The organism is Scatolibacter rhodanostii, assembly GCF_900197595.1.
GTDB lineage: Bacteria > Bacillota > Clostridia > Oscillospirales > Acutalibacteraceae > Scatolibacter > Scatolibacter rhodanostii.
Genome location: NZ_FZLO01000002.1, coordinates 21,966 through 46,054 on the forward strand (window position 1 = coordinate 21,966; position 24,089 = coordinate 46,054).

19 protein-coding genes, 1 tRNA gene and 1 pseudogene are annotated in these 24,089 nt (G+C 40.0%); 9 read left to right on the top strand and 12 right to left on the bottom strand.

All coding sequences use genetic code 11. The features are described 5' to 3' along the window. Window positions 1-241 precede the first annotated feature (241 nt). The 7 genes from CS931_RS04710 to CS931_RS04740 all read right to left on the bottom strand — a co-directional run bounded on the left by CS931_RS04710 (window position 242) and on the right by CS931_RS04740 (window position 9,329). Window positions 242-1,042 carry an ABC transporter ATP-binding protein gene (locus tag CS931_RS04710; RefSeq protein WP_099204634.1) on the bottom strand — a complete coding sequence of 267 codons (801 nt, stop codon included), beginning with the start codon at window positions 1,040-1,042 and terminating at the stop codon, window positions 242-244. Then, on the bottom strand, window positions 1,039-2,076 hold the full coding sequence (locus CS931_RS04715; RefSeq protein WP_099204635.1) for a FecCD family ABC transporter permease: 1,038 nt from the start codon (window positions 2,074-2,076) through the stop codon (window positions 1,039-1,041). Before CS931_RS04715 ends, CS931_RS04710 begins: the two co-directional genes overlap by 4 nt. Next, window positions 2,073-3,071, bottom strand: coding sequence for a FecCD family ABC transporter permease (locus CS931_RS04720; RefSeq protein ID WP_099204636.1), 999 nt, complete (start codon window positions 3,069-3,071; stop codon window positions 2,073-2,075). The genes CS931_RS04715 and CS931_RS04720 overlap by 4 nt, the downstream gene beginning before the upstream one ends. Beyond that, on the bottom strand, window positions 3,068-4,165 hold the full coding sequence (locus CS931_RS04725; protein WP_099204637.1) for an iron-siderophore ABC transporter substrate-binding protein: 1,098 nt from the start codon (window positions 4,163-4,165) through the stop codon (window positions 3,068-3,070). Before CS931_RS04725 ends, CS931_RS04720 begins: the two co-directional genes overlap by 4 nt. A gap of 156 nt (window positions 4,166-4,321) precedes the next feature. Continuing rightward, window positions 4,322-5,338 (bottom strand): LacI family DNA-binding transcriptional regulator, encoded by a 1,017-nt coding sequence (locus tag CS931_RS04730; RefSeq protein ID WP_099204638.1) that lies wholly within the window; start codon window positions 5,336-5,338, stop codon window positions 4,322-4,324. A gap of 274 nt (window positions 5,339-5,612) precedes the next feature. Continuing rightward, window positions 5,613-7,850, bottom strand: a complete 2,238-nt coding sequence (locus CS931_RS04735; protein ID WP_099204639.1) for a glycoside hydrolase family 3 N-terminal domain-containing protein — start codon at window positions 7,848-7,850, stop codon at window positions 5,613-5,615. A 219-nt stretch (window positions 7,851-8,069) separates the two neighbouring features. Beyond that, window positions 8,070-9,329: an NAD(P)-dependent oxidoreductase gene (locus CS931_RS04740; RefSeq protein ID WP_278277653.1), complete on the bottom strand. Its 1,260-nt coding sequence runs from the start codon at window positions 9,327-9,329 to the stop codon at window positions 8,070-8,072. A 417-nt stretch (window positions 9,330-9,746) separates the two neighbouring features. Here CS931_RS04740 and CS931_RS04745 point away from each other — a divergent pair. Next, window positions 9,747-10,434 (top strand): annotated as a pseudogene (locus CS931_RS04745) (SDR family NAD(P)-dependent oxidoreductase). Window positions 10,435-10,643: 209 nt separating this feature from the next. Here CS931_RS04745 and CS931_RS04750 read toward each other — a convergent pair. From CS931_RS04750 to CS931_RS04765, 4 genes are all read right to left on the bottom strand, one after another. Continuing rightward, a tRNA-Ser gene (locus CS931_RS04750) sits at window positions 10,644-10,730 on the bottom strand. A gap of 125 nt (window positions 10,731-10,855) precedes the next feature. Further along, a complete protein-coding gene (locus tag CS931_RS04755; protein WP_099204641.1) occupies window positions 10,856-11,587 on the bottom strand; it encodes a MerR family transcriptional regulator in 732 nt (243 codons plus the stop codon). A 189-nt stretch (window positions 11,588-11,776) separates the two neighbouring features. Continuing rightward, window positions 11,777-12,109: a branched-chain amino acid transporter permease gene (locus tag CS931_RS04760; RefSeq protein WP_099204642.1), complete on the bottom strand. Its 333-nt coding sequence runs from the start codon at window positions 12,107-12,109 to the stop codon at window positions 11,777-11,779. Beyond that, window positions 12,106-12,801, bottom strand: coding sequence for an AzlC family ABC transporter permease (locus tag CS931_RS04765; protein ID WP_099204643.1), 696 nt, complete (start codon window positions 12,799-12,801; stop codon window positions 12,106-12,108). The genes CS931_RS04760 and CS931_RS04765 overlap by 4 nt, the downstream gene beginning before the upstream one ends. A gap of 115 nt (window positions 12,802-12,916) precedes the next feature. Here CS931_RS04765 and CS931_RS04770 point away from each other — a divergent pair, with 115 nt between their 5' ends. Continuing rightward, window positions 12,917-13,468: a helix-turn-helix domain-containing protein gene (locus CS931_RS04770; RefSeq protein ID WP_099204644.1), complete on the top strand. Its 552-nt coding sequence runs from the start codon at window positions 12,917-12,919 to the stop codon at window positions 13,466-13,468. Here the strand turns inward: CS931_RS04770 and CS931_RS04775 are convergent. Continuing rightward, a complete protein-coding gene (locus CS931_RS04775; protein ID WP_099204645.1) occupies window positions 13,465-16,242 on the bottom strand; it encodes a DUF4795 domain-containing protein in 2,778 nt (925 codons plus the stop codon). The two genes, CS931_RS04770 and CS931_RS04775, sit on opposite strands and share 4 nt — an antisense overlap. Before the next feature lie 338 nt (window positions 16,243-16,580). Between CS931_RS04775 and CS931_RS04780 the strand changes: the two genes are divergently transcribed. The 7 genes from CS931_RS04780 (at window position 16,581) to CS931_RS04810 (ending at window position 23,882) form a co-directional block, all read left to right on the top strand. Next, window positions 16,581-17,576 (top strand): DnaD domain protein, encoded by a 996-nt coding sequence (locus CS931_RS04780; protein ID WP_099204646.1) that lies wholly within the window; start codon window positions 16,581-16,583, stop codon window positions 17,574-17,576. Further along, on the top strand, window positions 17,577-18,548 hold the full coding sequence (locus CS931_RS04785) for an ATP-binding protein (protein ID WP_099204647.1): 972 nt from the start codon (window positions 17,577-17,579) through the stop codon (window positions 18,546-18,548). Then, on the top strand, window positions 18,549-19,511 hold the full coding sequence (locus tag CS931_RS04790) for an RluA family pseudouridine synthase (RefSeq protein WP_099204648.1): 963 nt from the start codon (window positions 18,549-18,551) through the stop codon (window positions 19,509-19,511). It abuts the gene before it with no gap. A 242-nt stretch (window positions 19,512-19,753) separates the two neighbouring features. Continuing rightward, on the top strand, window positions 19,754-20,461 hold the full coding sequence (locus CS931_RS04795) for an ABC transporter ATP-binding protein (RefSeq protein ID WP_099204649.1): 708 nt from the start codon (window positions 19,754-19,756) through the stop codon (window positions 20,459-20,461). Beyond that, complete coding sequence (locus tag CS931_RS12890; protein WP_099204650.1) at window positions 20,454-22,031, top strand: hypothetical protein; 1,578 nt, start codon at window positions 20,454-20,456, stop codon at window positions 22,029-22,031. The genes CS931_RS04795 and CS931_RS12890 overlap by 8 nt, the downstream gene beginning before the upstream one ends. A 223-nt stretch (window positions 22,032-22,254) precedes the next feature. After that, window positions 22,255-23,091, top strand: a complete 837-nt coding sequence (locus CS931_RS04805) for a motility protein A (RefSeq protein ID WP_159459738.1) — start codon at window positions 22,255-22,257, stop codon at window positions 23,089-23,091. A 5-nt stretch (window positions 23,092-23,096) separates the two neighbouring features. Then, window positions 23,097-23,882, top strand: a complete 786-nt coding sequence (locus CS931_RS04810; protein ID WP_099204652.1) for an OmpA/MotB family protein — start codon at window positions 23,097-23,099, stop codon at window positions 23,880-23,882. Window positions 23,883-24,089: the final 207 nt, after the last annotated feature.

The following is a 24,089-nucleotide window of genomic DNA, read 5'->3' on the forward strand; positions in this document are numbered from 1 at the left end:
TTATATACTACTTCATATTAAGATATTCTATATTTTTTGAGTTTTGAAAGCTTATTTCTACTTTTCTTTTATTTTTATCCCTTATAATGATAATAAAGAATTTTATTTTGCAAAGCTGGGAGTTCTATCCCCTCTAAAATAAGAAAAAACTATCGCCCCTTCATAAAGTCAAATGACTAAGTCAAATGACTAAGTCAAATGACTGACAGGAAGAAACGGTAGTTTTCATTCTATCCAGTAATTATGTAGCTTGATGATATTTCCCTATTGGCACAATAAGAGGCGAACCTGCCACAGGATCCTCAATAACTTGGCAATCTAAGCTAAAAACTTCTTTCATGAGTTCAGAGGAGATAATCTCTTGGGGCGTTCCCTGCACGATTAATTCGCCTTTTGCTACAGCAAACAAATAGTCTGCATACCTAGCAGACAAGTTAATATCATGCAGTACCATCACAATGGTTGTGCCTCGTTCTTGATTCAGCTTTGTCAGCAAATCCAAAATTTCAACTTGATAGGCAATATCCAAAAAGGTAGTTGGCTCGTCCAAAAGCAAAATGTCGGTCTGCTGCGCAAGAGCAAGGGCAATCCATACTCTTTGGCGCTGCCCGCCTGATAGTTCATCTACACTGCGGTTGGCAAGCTCGGTAATGCCCATGATTTCCATCGCTTCTTCAACTGCTTCAAAATCTGCTTTGTTCATTCCTTTCATCATCGTGCGATAAGGAAACCGTCCCCTGCAAATTAAATCGAATACAGTTATGCCCTCGGGCACCACCGGTGACTGCGGTAATAGTCCCAATTTCTGCGCCAATGACTTCGACGGATACGAGCTTATCTGTTTGCCATCCAAGACAATATCCCCACTGGTGGGTTTAATCAATCTGGCAAATGTTTTCAGCAGCGTTGATTTCCCACAGCCGTTTGCTCCGATAATTACACTGATTTTATTGCTTGGAATGACAAGGTCAATTCCATCAATAATGACTTTTTTATCATACCCTGCAACAATTCCTTCTGCTGCCAGCAAATGTTCATTCATGATACACTCTCTCCTTTTTTATTCATACGCACCAAAAGGAACAGCATATACGGTGCCCCTAAAATACCTGTAATAACACCAACAGGATATCTTGTTCCCAAAGCGAATTGTCCGATTAAATCAGAAGCCAACACAAGAAGAGCACCTACTAGCCCTGCCGGTAACGTGTTCACTCTCCCTTTTCCAATCAACCGAGAGGCTATCGGACCCGATAAAAAAGCAACAGACGCTATTGGACCGGAAACTGAAGTCGCAAAAGCAATTAAGAATACAGACGCAAATATTAAACCAATATAAGCCACTTGCACTTTCACGCCCAGTGTAATCGCAGAATCATCGCCAAGCTGCAAAATTTGCAAATATCGCCCGAGCATGACAATGGCTATTGTCATCGTGACCACTGTTACCAAAAGACCGGGTACACGATCTAATTTCACTCCATTTAAGCTTCCGTTCATCCAACGCAAGGCTGTTGGAACATCGTACTCTGAACCTTTTAATAAGACAAAAGAAGTCACGGCATTTAGCATAGCTTGCGCACCAATACCGATAAGAATTAATCTGCCTTTCGAAAACCCTTTTCCAAAAGAGAGAAAATAAATCACACCGGCAACCAAAAGACCCGCAAGCAAAGAAATAACCGATACAGCTGTGCCGCTCATATGTAAAATCAGTATGCAAAATACTGCCGCTGCACTAGAGCCGGAGGTAACACCAATAATATCAGGACTTGCCAAATCATTTCGCAGCAAGGTTTGAAATGTGTTGCCAGCTACCCCAAACGCCAAACCGGATAATAATCCAACCAACAGTCTTGGCAGCCTAAGTGTTTTAATGGTAAACGTAGCTCCTTTGATTTCTTCCCCTTTTAAGACACGGAAGACGGTATCAAGTGAATAAACCGTGTTGCCGAATGTCATCATCACAACTGCACAAAGAGCAATCAGAATAATCAAAACAGTTGTTATAACAGCGACTCGACGACGTCTTTTTTGATAGCCTTCCCAAATGAAGGCATTTTTATTTGACATCATAAAGACTTCACCTTTGCCTTTCTCGCCACCATAATAAATACGGGTGCGCCCAGAAAAGCAGTCACAATGCCTACTTCCAGTTCTCCCGGACTTCCTGCCAGTCGTCCCATGACATCAGATATCACTAGCAAGCAAGCTCCGCCAAACGCTGACATAGGCATGATATACTTCAAATCAGGGCCAAACAAAGAGCGCATGAAGTGAGGAATCATGAGTCCCACAAAACCAATGGGTCCTGCCAAAGCGGTGGTTGCTCCACAAAGCAAAACACCTGCCAAAGCACCTAACCCTCTCGTCAATTTTGTGTTGACCCCTAAAGAGGTTGCCATTTCATCTCCCAAAGCCAAGCTGTTTAGTGACGGAACTAGACATATGGCAATGACAAAGCCAAATAGTAAGTACGGCACAATGATTTTGATGTCATCCCAACCGGCCCCGCCAATACTGCCAACTTGCCAGAACCTAAAATCATCCATTACATTGGATTTGGGTAGCATGACGGTGCTTACTAAAGAACCAAATGCCATACTGACAGCGGCACCCGAAAGCGCAAGCTTCAAAGGGGTTGCACCCTCGCCGCCAATTGAGGCAACCGCATAGACAAATGCGGATGTGAGCGAACCGCCCACCAGTGCAAACCAAATATACTGCTGCGGCAGATTGATGTTGAAAAAAGCAATGCCGCAAACAACAAAGAGCGAAGCCCCAGTATTCACTCCCAGAATACTAGGGTCCGCAATTGGATTTCTTGTGATAGACTGCATGAGGGCGCCTGATACGCCAAGCGCCGCCCCTGCCAGTATACCGAAAATTGTTCGGGGAATTCTAGTTCGCACTACATCCACATTAAAAGAGTCTCCGCCTTTTCCTGTGAGAATATCAATAATCTCAGCAAACGGAATAGAACGAGATCCCCATGCCAGTGAAAGTAAAACGCAAAACAGAATTGCCGCTAAAATCGCGATAAATAGAACCAGTTTTTTTCTTATCTTCATTTTACATTTTCAGCTGCTTTATTCAGCACTTCAAGATATTCATCTAGGGTTGCTTGAATGGAAAGCACCGATGAAGTGGTAGAAGCAGACAAGTCTGATGTTTCATCAAGCATAACCATCGCGCCATTGGCTACTGCCGGAATCTGACCGACCAAAGGATCAGCTTGCATGGCTTTCAGTACATCATCATTGCCATAGCAAACAATAATATCAATATCTTTTAGTGAATCAATATTTTCTGAGCTCATGGTCAAACTAAAAGCTGTTTCGTCATCTGCCAAATCCAAAACACTCTGCGGGAAAGTAAGTCCTAGATCCATGAGGAAAGAAGCTCTTGGGTCAGTGGGAAGATAGATGTAGAATGTGCCAAAGTTAGATGCATCAAAATAGAAGAATGCGGCTGTTTTGCCTTTCAGGCTCTCATAGGCAGCCGTTTTGGTTTTAATCATTTCTTCGGTTTCAGCAACCAATTTTTTAGCTTCTTCTTCTTTGCCCATTCCTTTTGCATTCAAAAGAGTTTGATCTCTCCAATAAGTTTGCCACGGATATTCAGGATAAGCCACAACCGGAGCAATTTCACTTAGAAGATCGTACTCTTCTTGTGTAATGCCGGAATAAGCAGCCAAAATAATATCAGGATTGGTGTCGCTGATTGCTTCATAGTCTAGGCCGTCTACATCATCAAACACAACAGGATTTTCAACACCTAGTTCCTTATAAGCAGCAGCCGTCCAAGAAAGAAGGCCGTTTTCGTCTACAGGGCCAAAATTAGCTTTTGAAATACCAACAGGAACAACGCCCAATGCCAACGGTACATCATGATTACCCCAGCCGATTGTTGCAATACGCTCTGGCTGCTTCTCAATGACAATTTCACCTAATGCGTGTTTAATTGTCATTGGATAGGTAGCGGTTGAATCGGTACTCTCTGCAGCTGAACTGTCTGTGCCTTCAGAAACAGCAGAAGTCTCTGAAGTTTTGCTTTCAGAAACAACCGAACTTTCCTCTGCGGGTTTCTCCGTAGAACATGCTGATAAAACGCCTACTGACATGACTAAAGCCATGATCGCAGCACTAATTTTTTTAACCTTCATTTTATGACCTTCCTTCTTTCAAAAGTTTGCGTTTAATGAACTTGAAGTTAGACACTTCTAACCCAGAGCTTATTATATAGGCAGGCATAAAATTTGTCAACTTAAATAACTAAAATAATTAAAATAAATTTAAGTGTCACTTTAAAAAACAAGTTGTCAATAATTAAAACTATCATTTAGCAGCAGTTCACAAGAATAATGATAGTGCATAGCCTTACTCTCCTCACCGTCTGCTAAATGCAGTGCCATATCAAAGGCCTTTATGGTAATTTCATTCAGAGGACGAGCAATCATAGATAATGAGGGAATGTAGTTACGGATATGGTCAGCATCTCCGGAAGAACCAAAACACAACAGTTCTGTATGATAAGGAATAAAAAAATTGTGGCGGGCTAGAACAGGAATAACACCAAAGGTTAAAGGCATATTCATGCAGATAATCATTTCGGGGCGCTTTTCTTGATTTAATATTGTTCTTGCTGCAATCGCTCCACCTATCATAGAATCTTCTGTGCGGATAAAATTTTCTTCTGTCAGTGTAATTCCGCTTTCTTCACAATTTTGCTGCAGTCTGTTGAAAAACTCGTCGCCTTGCTCTAAATTATGCTGACTTGTTAAAATTCGGATATCACGATACCCCTTAGCGACAATCATTTTCACTGCTTGTGAAATCGCTTCATCAGCCAAACAGGTTATCCCCGAATAAGCCTCGCTAATACGGTCATAAAGTACAATAGGTACATCTAGTGAAAGAGATTCCAGCTCTTTCAAATCACTTTCGCTCTGCACACTGACTACTGCTGAATCAAAAAAATCAAGCTGTTTATGAGATAACTTAGCTGCCAGTGCGCCGGGTTCATAAGGGCACAAAGTGACATTATAGTCTCGTCCTGTTTGACTAATGTGCTGGCTTATCGCTGCATAAATCGCACTCATATCAAACCGCAACGAATTAAGCGGTAGATAAAAAGCAATATTACGTTGCCTTTTCTGCACTGTCTCCATGTTCTTAAGCGATGAGTTTATCTTATATCCCAGTTGTTTGGCCGCTTGATATACTTTTTTAGCGGTACTTTCTGCCACCTTATGTTCTTTTGCTGTTCCGTTCAGCACAAAACTAACTGTAGAAATCGACACTCCCGAAAGCTTTGCTACATCTTTCATCACAGCCATATTCTTGCATTCCCCTTGTCAAAAATCTTTATTTCATAAAACCTAAATCAATACACAATTTTTTAGAGCGTACCACTTATTTTTGGTGCACGCCCTTGTCCGCAATAGACAACCTCTATTTTAAATACATTTACGTTACAATATAGTTCTTTTTTTGCTTGAAATAATTCTTATTATGATTAATTAAAGTTATTTTAATTAGCGCAAAGAAAGGACAGCATAAGCAAACTTACACTGTCCCCTTTTTATTGACATCATTTTCTGTTTATGAATTTTATTTTTTGCTCATAAGTTTAACTGAGCCTGTGAAATATTGTTTACCGCCTTCTTCTAGGCAAATTTCAACTTCTCCCTGTCCATAGGCAAACTTCATGTCTGCTCCATATCTTGAGAGTGCTTCTTTCTCTAAGACAATGGACACTTTTTTGCTCTCGTGAGCGGATAAAGACACTCTCTTAAAGGCTTTTAGCTCTTTCACGCGTCCCACAATTTCACCTGTTTTCCACTGAATGAAAAGCATAGGTACGGCATCGGCAGCAATATCGCCAGTGTTCTCAATTTCAAATTCAGCGATTACTGATTCTTCTTGCTGAATGAATGCTACATGAGAGATAGAAAAATTTGTATAGGAAAGTCCATAGCCAAAAGCATACACCGGCTCATGCGGCAGATTATAGTAGTTCATCGCAGCATAGCTTGCTTTTGCATTATAATAGCAAGGCAGCTGTTCTGCGCTATACGGCAAACTGACTGGCAGTCTTCCGCTGGGAGAAATTCTTCCGCTAATAATATCAGCAATCGCTTTGCCGCCACAAGGGCCTGGATAGAACGCATACAGCAATGCTGCTGAGTTCTCTTTTAATTCAGATACATTATAAGCTCTGCCGCCTTGCACCACAGTAATTACTGTTTTCCCGGTGGCTATGATAGCTTCTGCCAATTTCATTTGATTGCCGGGCAGATTTAAGCTGGCACTATCAATGCCCTCGCCACAATCCATCTGCACTTTACTTTCTGCCAAAATGGCACCGTTGATATCAAATTCAGCTCCTGAAAAACGGCTCGAAGAACCGCCCAATGTCAAGATAACAACATCACTTTTTTCTGCCAGTGTGACGGCTTCGTCCAGTTCTGCCTGACTGCCAGCTAAAATAGAAGTACCTTTTGCATAGGAAACCTGCTCGGCACCAAACACTTCTTCTAACCCCTCTAAAATAGTCTGACCACTTTCAACAGGAGGAGTGTAGTCACCCAATTGATGATAAATGTCATTGGCCACCGGACCAATCACAGCAATTTTGTGGTTTTGAGTCTGAAGGGGCAAAGCACCGTTATTTTTGAGCAAAACAATGCTTTCTTCTGCCAATTTTTGGCTTTGTGTGTATTTTTCATGCGTGAATTCAGGAAGCTCAGTTTCTTCTAAATATGGTTTTTCAAATAGGCCTCGTTTGAACTTGAGTGTCAGCACACGTCTGACCGCCTCATTTAATCTTTCCTCGTCCACAAAACCTTTTTGAACAGCCTCTTCCAGTTTTGTGAAAGCTTGATCCCATAAGCTGACATCAACACCACTTTTCAGCGCCAATGCCCCCGAAGCCGCATTATCACCGGTGATGGTATCCAAACGGTCAATGGCTGTGCCGTCTGCCATGACGATTCCTTCAAAGCCCAACTCATCTCGAAGATATTCTTTCAGCAGCCACGGATTGGCATGACAAAACACACCGTCAATCTCATTATAGGCAGCCATAACACCGACTGCTCCGTTTTGAATAGAAGATTTAACCGCCGGCAAATGAATTTCATACAGTTCACGCTTGCCGATGGAAGCAGCACTGGCATTTACACCGCCGGTTGTCTGTCCTTGCGCACACAAGTGTTTCACAACAGCATCTACACCTTTTTCTTGACAGCCTCTGACCGCAGCGCCTGCCATTGAAGCACAAAGATAGGGATCCTCGCCAAAGCATTCTTCGCTTCTGCCCCAACGAGGGTCACGCAGAACGTCCAGTACCGATATAAGGGCAAAATCCACTCCCTGTGATTTGATTTGCTCGGCTACCACGCCAAAAGCATCTTGCACCAATTCAGGGTCAAAGGTCGCCCCCATAGAAAGTGACACCGGCAGCAAATAGCCTCCCACTGCCTGATGACCATGCGGACATTCAGTGCTCATCAAAGCCGGAATGCCAAATCGAGATTTCTCGATGACAGCACGCTGTACCTGATTATAGATTTTGGCCGATAATCTGGGTGGAATTCCTGTTTTTTCATCTTTTTGCGACCACGGGTCTGCACGGTATAGGCCATATAAAACGCCAATACCGCCCCAATATTCGTTTTCTTTACAAAAATCTTCTGCTAGATGAAAGTCATCGTTCTCTCGTTCATAAGCAGAAAATCCATATAAATGCTGATTGACCTGTCCCACTTTTTCACGCAAATTCAACTTCTGCAGCAAATCTTCTGCTCGTTCTTCCGGTGACAAAGCTGTATTCAAATATTTTTCCATTTTTAATCTCCAGTTATCTTTTTACCTACTAACTCATTACAAGTTGACTATGACTGCTATTTTACGATAGAAATAGCACCTACGTCAATCCATTTTTCTTTTTATTCTTTTATCTATCATAATTGACAATTATCAAAACAAATAACGGGTTTTATAACCAAAAAAGTCATAAAACCCGCCTTATCGTTCAAGAAAATCTTGCCTATTATTAGCTATGTTTTATCCAATAGAGGTACTTTGAATATAATGGTCAATGGCATCGGCAACACGTCGAGAAACCTTTACCGCTTCAACAACCGTTTTCGCCCCTGTTACAACATCACCTGAAGCAAAAATACCATCACGACTGGTTCTTCCCTCTTCATCAACTGCGACTAGACCCCTCTGCGTAACATCAATACCTTCGGTAGAAGAAACCACCACGGCTCTGGGGCCTTGTCCAATGGCAATGATAACAGAATCTACAGGGAAAAATTCAGCTGACTCTTTATCGATGACCACTTTCTTTCCCTCTTCCGTTTCTTCAAAGTGCGTATCTGCCAGTAAAATGCCCTCTTCCTGAATCTCTGTTACTGCCTTAAAGTTCATGATTCTTGCACCGTCAATTTTAGCATATTCTACTTCGACACTTCTTGCCGTAATACCTGTCTCGTCCATATTATTAAGAATGTAAGCATGAGAACAACCATTTCGAATGGCCGTTCTTGCCACATCCATAGCTACGTTTCCGGCACCAATGACAGCAACACTTTTGCCTAGATGATAGACAGATGGGTTCCGCAAATAATCAATGGCAAAATGAACATGGCCAAGGCTCTCTCCCTTAATTCCCAGTTTATTGGGGTGCCAGACACCCGTTCCCATAAAGATTGCCTTAAAGCCATCACGAAAAAGATCATCCACTGTCAAGTTATTGCCTATGTTCGTGTTTGGACGAATTTTTACACCAAGATGAATCAAACGCTCGGCCATCCTATCTAAAATTGATTTAGGCAAACGAAATTCAGGAATACCATAGCGCATAACACCGCCTATTTTGTCGTGACCTTCAAAAATGGTTACTTGATAGCCCCGGCGCAGCAGGATAAAGGCAATCGTGATACCCGCAGGGCCAGAACCGATAATGGCAACCTTTTCTCCTTTTGGGGCTGTAGGCAACACTTTTTTATCTTCTAAATTCAAATAATAGTCCGAGACATATTTTTCAATTTCACTGAAATGAACCGGTGACCCTTTACGACCTAAGATACAATGTCCCTCACATTGATTTTCTTGCGGACAAACATGGCTGCACACCAGTGACAACGGGTTATTCTCAAACAAAATCTCTCCCGCTTGTGTTAATTCACTGTTTAAAAAAAGCGAAATAACATCAGGAATTCTTGTGTTAACAGGGCAACCTTTTACACACATTGGATTCTTACATTGTAAACACCGCTTTGCTTCTTCCATTACAAATTTACTCATATTTTCCCTCACCTGTTCATTTGATTCTCTTATTTCTAAGTATTCTCTACTGAAATTGAATTTCTTACCCAATAAATAAATTTTTAACAATTTATTCTTTATATTTTTGTTTATTATACCATATAATTTGTTGGTTTATCTAGAGTAAAATGAATTTTTTAGAATAGAATTTTGGTCGATTGTATCCTGCGCTTGTATGTCCTTATTTTATTTAGTATTTGCTTTTTAAAACGTAGTTCTTCGTTTTGAATGATCGCTATCTAAGTAGATTTAAGTCGATTTTAAAAATTTGTTATAGTTTTAATTTGTCAAATTTTGGAATATCAGGTATACTACTCGCTGATATTAAAAACCTTAAGTATATCAGGAGGAAAACAAATGGGCAGATTGGACGGAAAAGTAGCCATTATCACAGGGGCAACTTCAGGAATGGGAAGAGATACCGCATATGTTTTTGCTGAAGAAGGGGCTAAAGTAATTATTACTGGTCGAGATGAAGAAAGAGCAAAAGAAGCCGTAGATTCGTCAAAAAGGTGGCGAAGCTTCTTATGTAATTGCTGACCTTGCTGACAGATCCCGCTTAGACAAAATCGTGGATGAAACAATCCAAAATTATGGAACGGTTGAAATATTGTTCAACAATGCAGGTTTACTCAGCATCCAAAGCACAATGGATATTACAATTGAAGAATGGGATAAAATGATGCAGGTCAACATCACTGCAGCTATGATTTTATCTCAAAAAGTCGCTCCTATTATGAAAGCAAAAGGTCAAGGCTATATCATTAATACCGGTTCTGTTGCAGGCACAGCATCCAAATGGGGTGCCGTCGCTTACTGTACTTCAAAACATGGACTCAATGGACTGACAAAAGCACTTGCTCGCGAATTAGGCCCGGAAATCCGAGTGAACGCTATTCTGCCTGGTGCTATTATTACAGCTATGTTAGACAGCGTTGGCGGCGAAGCAGCTGTAGAAGGCATGAAACAAATGTCTCCACTTAAAAGAGCTGGCCAAGGCAGAGAAATCGGTACCGCTGCTTTATTCCTGGCTACCGAAGATTCTTCTTTCATCACCGGACAACTATTACGTGTTGACGGCGGCATAGATTGCTAATTGTTTTTTCCTGCTAAAAATGGTATATAGAAAAGCAACCCCAGAATTTAGATTTTGGGGTTGCTTTTCTATATAAGTGTCTTACATGTTGCCTGTCTCTTGTTAGCAAAAAAGAAATAATTCCTGTATGCCATAAAATCATATAAAAATCGTGGATAAACAAAAAGAAAGCCACACAACCCGCATAAACACTGGGTTGTGTGGCTTTTTGGCGGAGAGGATGCGACTCGAACGCACAATGCCTTGCGGCACACCACATTTCCAATGTGGCTCCTTACCAATTAGAATACCTCTCCATAACGCTTTACTATTATATCAGAAAAAAATGAAAAATCAAGTCCTATCCGACAAAAAATCATTTTTTATTAAACAAAAGAGAAATGGCAAATAGACGCCATTCCTCTTTATACGGTTACTTAACTCATGCTTTATGATTTTCTGCAAAAATTTTCATTGATTCTGCAAGAAAGGCAGATAGCCCTTCTCTAAACTGGTCAATATTCTTTTGAAATCTTTCATCGGTGATGTAGAGTTGACCTACTCCGGCAAACGCTTGGGGGGTATACTGATATCCAAAGCGACTGTTAAAGAAGGCAAACATTTTTTTCATCGCTTGCTGTGTTTCTTCCGAATCAGGTTCTGCTGTTATCTGGGCCAGTTCGATAAACAAATTTTGCATATCCTCTCCCAAATCCATTTTTCCCTCTGTCGGAAGTTCATTCACATGCTGAACAGCTTGCTTTCCCCATAAGTTTTTGGCCTCTTCTTCATACGGATTTTGCGTAAAATCGAATCCGTCAAATTTTTCTTTTTGTGACATGACAATCTCTCCTTTTTGGGCTTGCATCGTTTTATTTAATGTTTTCAGCATTTGATCAATTCTCTTTTTTTCGTGCAAAAGAAATTTCTTTTGCAGTTCAAATGCTTTTTCTTGATTAAAATCAGGTTGCTGCAAGAGGGCTTTTATTTGGGTTAATGAGAATCCGCATTCTTTGAAAAATAGAATCTGCTGCAAAGCATCAATATCCTCTTCTCTATACTCTCGATAGTCATTTTGCGGATTTCTCTGTGGACATAGCAATCCAATTTCATCATAGTGGTGGAGTGTGCGCACACTTACACCAGAAATAGCGGCCACTTCTTTTGTGTTCATTCTTCTTCCCTCCTGACAAGATAGATTGTAATCTATACCGTAACGTGAGTGTCAAGTCGTTTTTTTATTTTTTTGTTTATTTAATATTCTACCACTGTAAAATGATATCTTTCCACTAATATAAAGGAAAGGTCTTGCAAGGGTAACTCACAAAACCTTTTTCTATTCTAATTATAACACAAATTTATTTTAAAAGACCAATTGCACCAATATCATATACGCAACGGTGCCACCTGCAATGCTTAAAAGTACATTGCCTTTCCATTTATGAAGAATCACAATTAACACAATCGCAATCATTTCAGGCAAGGCATGCGGTGCAGCCTGAAATGAAATGTCCTTTAGACAGTAAATGATTAATAGTCCCATCATGGCCGCAGGCAACACTTTTCCTAAATACGTAACAATCTTAGGAGTTTCTTTGCCTTCTGGAAAGAGAATAAAGGGCGTAAAACGAGTCATCATCGTGCCCAACGCGATTACCAAAATCATAATAACAGTCTGCCCAGCTGTTAACGTCATATTTTCTTCCTCCCTAAGAGCAAAACTAGCAAAATAATCACCATGGACGGTATGACCATATTTTCTGCCCCAAACATCAATCGTCCTACAATAGCCGCCAGCAGACCAATCACACCGGCTGTTTGGTTTTCTTTCTGTTTGGTTTGCTCAAGGAACAAAACAACAAATAAAGCTGTCAAAACAAAATCTAAACCAGCTGTATTGAACGTGATGAACCCACCAATCACGCTGCCTAAAAAGGTACCGACAGCCCAATATAAATAGTCCAAAACAGAGATAGTCAGAAAAAAATATTTGCGGTTCACTTCTTGAGGGGGTGCTACACTAGATGAAATAGAAAAAGTCTCGTCACTGAGCATAAAAATAAGAATCGCTCTTGCCTTACCCAATCCTTTATATTTGTCAAGCATTGATATTCCATAAAACAGATGTCTGGCATTCACCATCAGGCTTAACAAAAAGGCTTGCAAAGGGTTGAATACTGACGTCAGCAAGGCAATAGCCGCAAACTGCATGCTGCCTCCATAAGCCACTAAACTCATCAAAACCGACCAAAACGCCCCATACCCTTTTGTCTGCATTAAAATACCATAGGCCATGCCTAAAATCAAATAACCGGTCAGCACCGGAATAGTATGAGGAAAAGCCATAAGAACCGCTTTTTTGATTTCTTTTTGTTTGCTAGCTGTCATATTCCCCTTGCACTCCCTAAAAAAATCGTATATTATATAGTTCAATCATTCAATATATTTTACTCTATTAGTTTACGATTCTCAAAGTGAATTGTCAATCCTGATAGGAGGATTCATGGAAATTATACAAATTATTGCCCAAAACCTGAAAAGATTAAGGACAGAACGAAACTATAGCCTTGGTCGGCTGGCAGAACTTTCTGGCGTGAGTAAAGTTATGCTGTCACAAATTGAAAAGGGCTATACCAACCCCACCATTAACGTCATCTGGAAAATTGCCAACGGGCTAAAAATCCCCTATACCTCTTTATTAGAAGAACATAAACCTGAAAATCGAATTGTCCGAAAAAAAGATTTGAATGTTCAAGCAGATGATGTCAATCACTACCGTATTTACTGTTATTATCCCAGCACGGTTGAGAGGAATTTTGAGCTGTTTCAAATGGAAATTGATTCGGGATATAGCCATATTTCAATTGGTCATTCCGAAAAATCACAAGAATATGTTATGGTTTTAGAAGGTGTATTAACGCTCACCGTTGATCAAAAAAATTATGTTTTGTCTGCTAATGACGCACTTTGCTTTTCCGCTACCACAGAGCACAGCTATCAAGCCGGTGATGAAAGCATGGTAAAGGCGATTGTCATCAACTTTTACCCCCTCTAAAATCCCTTTGGCACATATATTAATCGAGCACCTGCATTGACAGAAGAATTGCTTTCTCCTGATTTTTTGAAATCATAGCCAAACAACCCCGCTCGTGCCCCCGATTGCCAATCTCCGCCATACTGCATGAATTGATGTTCCGCTATCGAATTCACTGGTGTATAAAAATAATCCTTTATTCCTTCTTCTACAATACTTGTTTTAGACGGCAAAAAAAGCCAATCAAAGCTTTCACTATAACCAAAAGAAGAAATCCACCCCGAGATATTGGCTGTCATAAATCCTGTTCCAACATAATTGTCTGTTGTCTTATTCTCTGCAAAATTGTAATCTTTGCAAATATATGGTTTTCCGCCTTTCATCGCTCCGTCAGCAAATAAATTGATTCCATTCACTAACTTTGCCATATTCCCCCATGGGTTTTCCATGCCACGATAAGCGATGGCACGTTTGCCATTTGATGAAGGTATCTCAATCGGCTCGCCTAAATACTCTGTTGGCGTGGCCAAATCATAAATAAGTGTGACAGGATTAACAGCAAGCCACGCCTTAAATTTGCTTATCTTTGTCGCTCTGCTATCTCCCGTAGTTATACCCACTCTACTGTTAGATACTGTAAAATATTTTGATACGTTTGACGGATGGTCGCTAAACCCCTCACCTTTTGAGCCGTCCCAAACAAGGTTGATATTTTTAAACCTGTCACATATACTCAAACCATATCCAATTTTTGTGTCAGCAACATTCGTGTAAAAAGTGGTAACTTTATCTGCGTTTGTGGGTTCTACATAGTCCCCCCACAATTCACTTCCATCGAACACCACCCTCTTTTTGACGTGTTTTTCTCTGCTTTTTGCCACACCTCCGACTAGCACTTTTGTTTCAAAAATGTCTTCATTACAGAGAGGTTCTTTCAGTGGGATTAATTTATCTTCTCCATTGACTATTACTCTTGTGGCATACTGCTGTCCTTCTTTATAGGGTACCCACGGCTGGGCGGTATCTCCATAGTTCAGCATGGGGTAGATAGTTGTGTCAGTTATAGTATCTTTTTTAACAATCAGTATCGCTCTAAAATTGTCACCAGTGGTCAAAGATAGATTTCCCGATGGATTTGTGTAGGTTAACACATCTCTCAAATTGGTATTTCCACTATATTCGTTTATGTATAATCTCATACCTGCTTTGTGTCCAGACAAAGTGCAATAGCCTCTTGCAAAAACATTAAATCCAAAAGCGTAACCGGTGTCAGCTGTAGCCGTTCCTTCCATTTTTATGCTTCCGTCGGGTTGGGGCGTAAATATAATACCTCCTGCAATATGTGTCCCGGATTTATTGCTTACTAAATTATCACAATTGCCACCTGTTACAATCGCTCTAACATTATCAGGTGACGGCTCGCCGCTGCCTAGTTGTTTTTCAGAGCCATACAGCACTTTCTCTTTGACTATCAACTCCGCGCTTACAATGCTGATACTTTCCTGTGCATTTCCGCTTGCATTGCCAAGAGTGGTGGTACTGCCTGTGTAAGCCGCTCCATTTTTTCCTTGTGTAGTTCCAATGTCTACAATGCCTTTTTCCAAGGCAGACTGCAAATCCAGCGTTGCATATTCAATCATCATTAAAAGCTGATTGGCTGACAGCGTTTGAATGGTTTCGATATGCCAACCAGCCCCTCGATTTTTTGCCAATTTTTCAGCATTGCTGCGAGAAAAACTTTGTGTAGTTCCAGAGGTAGGTTTGCTTTTCGCTGTGCTCACAAGCAAATCTGTGTTAACATTCAGGCTTTGTTCATCATGCCTTAAAAAAGAACCTGTCACCGAGTTAAATCCTGATCCCTCATATGCTGACAAGAAAACATGGTTGACAGGTTTTCCTGTTTCATCATAAAAAGCAGGGTGAAGTTTAAATCCGTCTAGCGGCACTTCTGCTACATAATATTTAGCTTTCCGCAAATGGTAGCCCGCTCCGCCTGTAATGGGTTCGAGTTTTAGCGGTTCAACTTTATACCAAAAAGCAGGCTGATAAACCATACAGGAACCACCCGCACTACCGTCATCCACATAATTACTGTCTCCATACCAAGAAGTAATGCTTCCGTTTGTACCCATCATGCAGCGTTTTCTGCCTCCAAACATGGCAAACCGATTGAAATCGACCCCTGCATTTAATTCTTTTGTTATCCCTAGCCGAGTGACTGTTTGGGTTTCATAATCAACTTCAATGCCAATTGCTTTATTTAATTGAGCATTATGCTGATTTAGCATTTCCTCCACTTGCTCTTTAGAAATCGCCTGTTCAATTTTCTGCTTATAGCTGTCATCAAAGTTGTAATCTGATAATACTTTCCCCTCTTCTTTATTTACTTTTGATTCCTGCAATTCTCGTAAAGATTGCCATAATACGTCAGCCGTTATTTTTTCTATGTTTTCGATATATTCATAGTCAGAGGGTTTTTGTCTTTCTATTACCGGTATTTGGAGCGTATGGCCTGTCTTCCCAGTATCCATATTACTTTCATAAACATATAGCGTAATGTGAAACGGTTCTTGCAGCAAGACGTTTGGCACGGCAACCTTAATCGTGCTTTTATCTATCCTTTGCGCCACAACATTTAATGTTTCTCTTCGAAAGTGGTTGGTAAATTGGCATACCAAATCCGTTATGCCTTCCATTTCTTTGATGGTTATCACGCGATTCATATCCCATTGTGTTAGATAGGTCAGCACCTCTCCTGTTTCATCATACATTTTAATCTTATTTAAGTTACTCAAATTCTTCTCCCCTTTTGTCTATTTTTCACACGCTGTCTCCCATAAATATAAACCTTTGTTCTGTTTTTATTTTAGAGTAAGTATGACTATCTGGCAATCAAAAGGGTACTTTTGTTCCTCTTTTAATTCTTTAACCGCTGTTTCTTAAAAGGCACTTTTTTCTCTTTCTTCTTTGTGATATAATAGAATCCACCTTCGGTGGATTCATCAAAAAAATGAATTCTCGGCACGATTATTAAACAAAACTAGAGATTTTGAGTAGCTATCTACAAAATTGATTTTGATATAAATAACATGACTATAAATGATAAGAATGATAATAGATTAAGGATGATAATATGCAGTATTCCCTTGATATGGGGCTTTGGCGGTCTGTTTTTGCTGTTCCCAAAGACTTAGTTGAAAAACACATTAAACTGGCAGGAAAAGAACAGCTCAAGACTATTTTGTGGATGCTCAGCCATAACGGTGAACCAATTTCTGCCCAAGAAATAGCCTTGGCAACTGGCATCTCTTTAGAAGGTGCAGAGGATTCTATTCAATATTGGCTAAACTGCGGCTTCATCTACCCCACTGACGGAACAGCTACACAAAAAGCACCTAATCAAAAAACAGTGAAACCACAGGTGCAGTCTGTGCCTGCACAAGAGGCTACCCCTGCCAAAGAAGTTTCTTTGCCAAAAAGAAAACAGCTCATCAAGCCAGATGGACATTATGTTGCTACCCGCATCAATGAATCACCTGAAATACAATATCTCATTCACGAGTCACAAACTGTGCTGGGTAAGACAATTTCTCCGGCTCTTTCCTCTACTTTGCTTGCTATTCATGAGGATTTTGGCTTACCTGTAGAAGTCATTATGATGTTGATTCAATATGCCAAAGAAAGTGGCAAGACTGGAACAAACTACATAGAAGCGGTCGCCAGAGACTGGTATGAAAGCAATATCTTCACACTGGAATCAGCCGAGCAAAAATTGCTTGAGCTCAGTCAAATGCGCCTAGCATGGAAAAAATTTGTCAGCTCAATCGGCATTCATGATAGACCCCCCAGCAAAAAGGAAGAACAGCTCACCTACACTTGGGTCTACACTTGGAAAATGACACCCGACTTGATTGCCGAGGCCTATGACCGCTGTGTAAATGCAACCGGAAAACTCAGCTTGTCTTATATGAACAAAATCTTTGAAAAGTGGTATGGCTTAGGCTATAAAAATATCAGCGATGTGGAAAAAGCTGAAAACCGCCGTAAAGAAAAAGCCGCTGCCACAAAAAGCTATGACATCGATGAAATTGAAAAAACCGGATTTTTTGATCCTGTGGAGGACTTTTAAATGGGATACGGAAAACAAGTGTATAGCAAGGCGCTTACCGAGCTTGAGAGTCGACGCAGAGATGCCATGCAAAAAGCAGACGCACAAGTCAGCTACTTTTTCACGCTTTGCCCCCGTGCCGAAGAGATTCGGCAGAAACAGGCTTCTAACGGTGCAAAAGTCGCCAAAGCGGTGCTATCGGGTCAAAGTGCCAAAGCTGCTTTGGAAAAACTCAAAAATGAAAACTTGGCTTTACAAGCTGAATTTGATAAGCTCGCCAGAGAACATGGATTCACCAACCACCAGTTAAACCCACAATATTCCTGCACTAAATGTGATGACAAAGGCTTTATTGACGGCAAAATGTGCAGCTGTCTAAAAAATCTACAAAAAGCAATCGCTTATGAGCGCCTAAATGTCAATTTACCCCTTGAGAACTGCTCGTTCTCTGCCTTTTCTCTACAATATTATCAAGGCGAGAGTCGCCAACATATGCAGCGTATTTTCGATTACTGCACCCGTTATGCCGCACAATTTCACGAGAATGCTCCCAGCCTTTTCTTTAAAGGGCGAACTGGTTTGGGCAAAACTCATTTGGCACTGGCTATTGCCAATGAAGTGATTGCCAAAGGCTATGGCGTTATCTATAGTGCTGTACAGAACTTTGCTGTTTCTCTGGAAAAAGAACGTTTTGAGCGTGGCAACGATTGGGAAACCTCTGACACCAACAGTCAACTTCTATCTTGTGACTTGCTCATCATTGACGATTTGGGAACCGAATTTTCTTCCTCCTATGTCAATGCCGCTCTTTATAACCTCATCAATACTCGCCTGATTGCCCGCAAGCCGACCATCATTAGCACAAACTTAAGCATGAAAGACCTCGAAGATCGTTACAGCGAGCGTTTTGCTTCTCGCATTGCCGGACAATACGGAAGATTCGAATTTGTCGGCAACGATATTCGTCTACAAAAAAAGGAACAAAGAAAATAAATGAAAACAGTTACCATCACAAAAAATGACAGCGGCCAACGTCTTGATAAATTTCTCACCAAATCTTACCCCGACTTGCCGCAATCGATGATGTATAAAAGCATTCGCAAAAAAGACATCAAGCTCAATGGCAAACGCTGTGAAATCTCCACTCGTCTGCAAGAAGGCGATGTACTTTCCATGTATCTTAAAGATGAGTTTTTTGAGCGTGACCCGTATGAATATGAGTTTTTGAAAGCACCCGCCAAACTCAACATTCTTTATGAAGATGAAAACATCATGATTTTGGACAAGAAGCCCGGATTGATTGTCCACCCTGATGAGAATTATCATTTTGACTCTCTAATTGCTCGTATTCACCGTGTTTTGTTTGAGCGAGGCGAATATAATCCCGAGCAGGAAAACGCCTTTGCCCCTGCCCTCATTAACCGCATTGACCGCAACACAGGCGGCATTGTGATGGCAGCCAAAAATGCAGAAACGCTGCGCATTATGAATGAGAAAGTTCGTCTGCGCGAAATTGATAAGTTTTATCTGTGTATTGTCAATGGAAAAATGCCGCAGAAAGAAGCCCTGCTGAAGGCTTTCTTAGAAAAAGACACGGCAAAAAATCGGGTTTATGTTCATGATAAACCGCAGGCAAATACCAAAACAATTCTAACCAAATATAAGGTTCTCAAAGAAAAAAAGGAGTTTTCACTCTTAGAGGTAGAGCTTCTTACTGGGCGCACTCATCAAATTAGGGCTCACCTTTCTTATATTGGTCATCCTTTGGCAGGCGACAGCAAATATGGTTTAAATGCTGTTAACCGCAAATTAGGCATGCCTTATCAGGCTCTTTATTCCTATAAACTTCACTTCGACTTTCAAACCGATGCCGGTATTCTCCAAAACTTAAATAACATGACATTTTCTGCCGGTGACATTTGGTTTTTAGAAGAATTTGAGTCTTGGAAAAACTAACCCCCTATCTTGCCTATATCTTTAATAAAACAAACCATAACCTCTTTTTGTGGTTATGGCCATACCGAAATTTTTAAATCCTCTGCTACGCTTTAATAAAAACACAGCAGAGGATTTTTAATTTGCTTATTCTGATTTTGTTAGAAACGCGTAAGGTTCAATTCACTTGCCATTCATTTTGTTCTCCCTTATAATAAATATATTACATAAAATTTATATGCAAGTTTAAAAGGAGTTAGCTCATGAAACTGGTTATTCAAGACCTTCAGAAAACTTTTGACAAGAAAGTAGTCCTATCTGGTGCGTCTTTCACTTTTGAAAAAGGAAAAATTTATGGTTTGCTTGGCCGAAACGGAGCCGGAAAAACTACTTTTTTCAACTGCATAAATGAAGATTTAAAGGCAGATAGCGGCAGTTTTGCCATAGAAGAAAACGACAGCCTCAGACCTGTTACAGCAGAAGATATCGGGTATGTTCTCTCCACTCCGGTTGTGCCAGAATTTTTAACTGGACGAGAATTTTTAAAATTTTTTATTGACATCAATCAGCATAAAATTACGAATCCACAAAGCATTGATGAATATTTTGAATTGGTTAAAATTGAATCGGAAGACAGAGATAAGCTTTTAAAAGATTACTCTCACGGTATGAAAAACAAGATGCAAATGCTGGTCAACTTCATTGCTTCTCCCGGCATCTTACTCCTCGATGAGCCCCTCACCTCTTTTGATGTTGTGGTAGCTGATGAAATGAAACAATTGCTGCGACGTATTAAACCAGAGCATATCATCATTTTTTCTACTCACATTATGGAATTGGCCCTTGATTTATGTGATGAAATTATTATCTTAAATGAAGGCATACTGGAAAAAATCGAGAAAGAAAACTTAGATAACACTGCTTTTAAAGACAAAATCATTGCGGCACTGCGAGGAAATGAGAATGATTAACACCTTTAAACAGGCTTTTAAATTAAGGAATACCTATAAGGCTAACGGTTTCATCTTTGGGTTGAAATCTATCCCTCTTATCAAAAAGCTATTGCCTAATTCACTTTACGCCAGCCGTGTACTTAAGACCTTTGCTGACATTATCGGTGTACTCTTTGAGCTTTTTTCTACTTTTGTGGGAAAAGCCGTCTATCTTCTCTCTATGATTATTTCGGTCATTCAAGTTGCCAAATTACCAAGCACTAACACTTTTTTGCAGATTTTCTTTTTTCTGACAATAGTCGGCGGACTCTTAAACACACATTTATTTAACCCCAGCAAAGATAAATATTATGCCCTGATTCTCATGAGAATGGATGCGCGCACCTTTCTCTTATCAGACTATTTGTACTTTCTAATCAAGACTTTTATTGGGTTCTTGCCTTTTACGCTTCTATTTGGAATTGGTGTTGGCCTTCATCCTATTACCTGCATTGTAATGCCCTTATTTGTTTGTGCTCTAAAAACCATTGTCAATGCCTACGCACTCTTTGATTCTAGAGACGGTGAAAAGGTAAAAAACGATAGCCTACCTTCTGCTATTGTTATTGTAATCAGCATTGCCATGCTTACAGCTGCTTATTTGCCGCCTTTTTTCGGCTACAGCATAACCGAACCTGTTTTTTTGATTTTAAGTGCTCTCGTCATAATCGGCGGTGGATTCAGCTTTGCTTATATATGGCATTTTCAATCTTATTTGATGATTTTCCGCACTCTATTGAAACCGGAAAATATCATGATTACCAACAAAGAAAACACCTCGCAAACCTTGCGCCAAAATTATCATAAAAAAATTACAGCCAATTTGACACTGACTAGCAATAAAAGTGGTTACAAATATTTTAATGAAATTTTCATGAAACGCCATTCAAGAATTCTCACTAAGTCAGCTAAAATAATTTCTCTGATTGCCTTTCTGATTATATCCACCGCTATCATTATTTGTCTTCTGGTTCCTGAAGCAAAAACTGCCGCTAACTCTCTGCTGTTGAACGCTTTGCCTTTTTTCCTCTTTGTTATGTATTTTATTAATCGAGGCGAAACCATTGCGGCCTCTATGTTTGCCAACTGTGACCATAGCATGCTAACCTATCGCTCTTATCGTCAGCCAAAGGCAATTTTATCTCTTTTTGCAGAGCGTCTAAAATATATCGTGGCCATTAATGCCATGCCTGCAGCCGTAATCGCTTTGGGTCTGCCATTGCTTCTCTTTGCTTCAGGCGGAACTGAAAACCCCATAGAATATGTCATTCTCTTCGTTTCTATTATGGCAATGTCCATCTTCTTTTCCGTGCATACTTTGGTTTTATACTATCTCTTGCAGCCTTATAATATTCAAATGGAGAGTAAAGGGCCTCTCTATGCGGTGGCAAATTCTTTTACCTATTTTGTTTGCTATTTCGCCATGGGAAAAGAGATTTCAACCTTTATTTTTGGCCTTGGTACTATTCTATTTTGTGTTTTATATATTGGCATTTCTCTTCTATTGGTCTATCGTTTAGCTCCAAAAACTTTTAAATTGCGAAACTAACTTGCAATCGTAACCCCGCATAAGTTGTCTTTTATCGTCCTCCATATGACCTGTTAAATCCCTCTTAAAATACGTTAATTCTGCTTTTTTATTCTTAAATCGACTTTTTACTATTGACAATTATTAGCATAAATTGTAGTATTAGTGGTAGAAATTAATTTTAGAATAGAATAAATATAGTAATAATTTAGCAGTTATATTTCTTAATCTTGGGGGAATGGTTGTGAAACGTTCAAAAAGATCAAAGGGTGTGTCTATATCGACAATTATCGGTCTTGCCATTGGTATGTTTTGTGTTGTATATGGTATTATGGGAGCAGGGCATATTGGCTCATTTATTAATGCACCTTCTTTCTTTATTATTGTCGGTGGTTCAGTTGGCAGTGTTGTCACTTCTTTTCCGGGCAGCAAATTGAAGAACTTCGGTGCTGTTTTAAGAAGTGCTTTTTATACACCAAAAATTAATCTTCCTAAAGACATTCAAACTCTAGTTGAAATTAGCTCTTTTGCAAGAAGCAAAGGAACTTTAGCTTTAGAAAACTTGGCTGATGAATATAGTCATGATGCCTTCTTACATAAAGGTATTCTTATGATTGCTGACGGTACAAGTAAAGAAACTCTCGTCACAAATTTAAAGAGCGAAATTTCATACATGAAAAAACGCCATACTACCGGTCAAGCCATGGTTAGCATGTTTGGTGACAATGCAACTTCACTTGGTTTGCTGGGTACTTATATCGGCTTGATTCCCATGCTTGAAAACCTTGAAAACCCTGCTTCTTTGGGCCCTTTGATGGCTCTTGAATTGGTTAGCTCCTTTTATGGTGCATTCATTTCTTATGTTGTCTTCACACCACTTGCTAACCGACTCAAAGCTTTTTCTGCTGATGAAGTTTTACGCAATAATTTGATTATTGACGGCTTGGTTTCCATTCAAGAGGGACAAAGCCCCAGAGTGGTTGAAGAAAGACTCTTAGGCGCACTCACCAAAAAAGAAGCAAAGAAAATGTCAAAAACGAAGCAGAAAAAAGACCCTATTAAACTGAAGGAGGTTGCATAACTCCTATGGCCCCCAATAATAATGACACCCACTCCTTTGAGCCGGTTGAAGTAGTCGACATCGATATTGGCTTTGATGAAGAAGACGACGATGATGAAGACGAAGGCGGCGAAGGTTGGCTAGCCAGTTATAGTGATATGATGACTGACCTCATGGCTATTTTCGTTATTTTATTTTCATTTGCCATGATGAATCAATCTCAGCAAGCTACGATTGCACAAAAAGCAGAGAGTGCTTTAGAAGAAGTGCAGGGAGAAATCGCTGAGGGTGTTGGGTCTGGCACAGGAAATTATCAGCTTGAATCCGAATTTGATGAAATTTTTGAATTAATCCGCCAAGAAATTGATGAAAGCGGCTATTCCGAATCCATTCAACTCGAAAAGAGTGATGGTTTTATTACTTTTAGATTTAAAGATAATGTGCTTTTTTATCCCGACAGTCCTGTCATGCGTGAAAGCAGCTCTGGTATTCTTCAATATATGGGTGATTTACTCTTGAGTGTTGACGCTGGTATTGATTCAATTGAAATCAGTGGTTTCACGGCCAATGTCGGCAATAGCGATCCTTCCAACTTCTTTTCATGGGAGCTCTCTTCTGACCGAGCTATTTCTGTGTTAAAGTTCTTTGCCCTTACTTGTAATCTTCCAGAATCGAAAATGTTTGTTTCTGGTTATTCTCACTACCGACCCATTGCTGGAAATGACACAGAAGAAGACCGCTCACTTAACCGACGTGTAGAAGTGAAAATTGTTAGAACTAAAGCAAGCGATGTTCAAATTTTAGATAAATAAAGTGATGCTCATAAATGCAGAAATTACTTTTAAAGTGATTTCTGCATTTATTTTTTTAGTTTTCATCTTTTTCTAAACTTACTAGCTTTTTTGGTTATACTAGCCATATAGAATTTTTGCCCTAAAATAAGGAATATAATTCTGCTTATCTGTCACTTATTTTCAGTTTTTTCCTTGCGTAAATGTTCTTTGGTTTTTCGGCCAAAC

Coding starts and splice junctions, on each gene's coding strand:
- CS931_RS04725 (WP_099204637.1), bottom strand. CDS start 4,165: ATGAAGGTTAAAAAAATTAGTGCTGCGATCATGGCTTTAGTCATGTCA.
- CS931_RS04770 (WP_099204644.1), top strand. CDS start 12,917: ATGGAAATTATACAAATTATTGCCCAAAACCTGAAAAGATTAAGGACA.
- CS931_RS04735 (WP_099204639.1), bottom strand. CDS start 7,850: ATGGAAAAATATTTGAATACAGCTTTGTCACCGGAAGAACGAGCAGAA.
- CS931_RS04710 (WP_099204634.1), bottom strand. CDS start 1,042: ATGAATGAACATTTGCTGGCAGCAGAAGGAATTGTTGCAGGGTATGAT.
- CS931_RS04730 (WP_099204638.1), bottom strand. CDS start 5,338: ATGGCTGTGATGAAAGATGTAGCAAAGCTTTCGGGAGTGTCGATTTCT.
- CS931_RS04760 (WP_099204642.1), bottom strand. CDS start 12,109: ATGACGTTAACAGCTGGGCAGACTGTTATTATGATTTTGGTAATCGCG.
- CS931_RS04790 (WP_099204648.1), top strand. CDS start 18,549: ATGAAAACAGTTACCATCACAAAAAATGACAGCGGCCAACGTCTTGAT.
- CS931_RS04755 (WP_099204641.1), bottom strand. CDS start 11,587: ATGAACACAAAAGAAGTGGCCGCTATTTCTGGTGTAAGTGTGCGCACA.
- CS931_RS04785 (WP_099204647.1), top strand. CDS start 17,577: ATGGGATACGGAAAACAAGTGTATAGCAAGGCGCTTACCGAGCTTGAG.
- CS931_RS04720 (WP_099204636.1), bottom strand. CDS start 3,071: ATGAAGATAAGAAAAAAACTGGTTCTATTTATCGCGATTTTAGCGGCA.
- CS931_RS04795 (WP_099204649.1), top strand. CDS start 19,754: ATGAAACTGGTTATTCAAGACCTTCAGAAAACTTTTGACAAGAAAGTA.
- CS931_RS04765 (WP_099204643.1), bottom strand. CDS start 12,801: ATGACAGCTAGCAAACAAAAAGAAATCAAAAAAGCGGTTCTTATGGCT.
- CS931_RS04780 (WP_099204646.1), top strand. CDS start 16,581: ATGCAGTATTCCCTTGATATGGGGCTTTGGCGGTCTGTTTTTGCTGTT.
- CS931_RS04715 (WP_099204635.1), bottom strand. CDS start 2,076: ATGATGTCAAATAAAAATGCCTTCATTTGGGAAGGCTATCAAAAAAGA.
- CS931_RS12890 (WP_099204650.1), top strand. CDS start 20,454: ATGATTAACACCTTTAAACAGGCTTTTAAATTAAGGAATACCTATAAG.
- CS931_RS04810 (WP_099204652.1), top strand. CDS start 23,097: ATGGCCCCCAATAATAATGACACCCACTCCTTTGAGCCGGTTGAAGTA.